The organism is Edaphobacter sp. FHG110511_03, assembly GCF_059115365.1.
This window is the reverse complement of sequence record NZ_JBZYWL010000058.1, coordinates 1-616: the sequence shown is the minus strand read 5'-3', so window position 1 is coordinate 616 and position 616 is coordinate 1. Positions and strand designations below refer to the sequence as shown.

At 50.3% G+C, this 616-nt stretch carries 1 protein-coding gene; it reads right to left on the bottom strand.

The genetic code is table 11. The features are described 5' to 3' along the window. Nucleotides 1–570 (bottom strand): cupin domain-containing protein (locus AC5S26_RS29935; protein WP_494188603.1); only part of this gene is annotated, 570 nt, incomplete at its 3' end. Nucleotides 571–616 lie beyond the last annotated feature (46 nt).

Genomic DNA, 616 nt, shown 5'->3' with positions numbered 1-616 from the left:
CAACCAACCCACGTGGAAATCTTCTCCAGACGCTAAATGAGCGCGCAGTATCTCTATCAAAAGCATGTGAGCAAGATGATCGATGATCAGAACACTACCGTGGTTGTCATCTATCAGTTCTTTCATCAATCGGTCCAACAACCACGGAATGACGGAGGCACCATCGGACTTTGAAGGAATCACAATTACCGGTGGCAGCATGTCCAGCAAAATCGAAAACTGCAGCGAATCACAGTTGAATTGTCCGCCAATCAGTTCCGTGTCATGAACCGCACCATGAAACACTCTTCCATCGGACGATGGCTTCCACATTGTTGCTGCGTTGATCGGTTTTAGTGAAAGATCGCTGGCGTGGCGATACGCATGTCCGCGCTTTATTAAGTAGCAATGACCAGTTTCGACGTGAATCGGTTCATGAGCCCCTTCGACTGCCAGCCAGCATGACCCACGTTTTACCGCTATGAATACCAGTCCATCAGGCGGAGGGGCATCAATTGACCAGTCCCCCCCTGTAACCACAGTCGCAGACATGGAAGTGGAGGGACTTAGAAGTGACAGAATGCTGGAAATTGCGTCGCCGGGGGGAATCCGGTATGGACGATCAATAGAGTGTTGG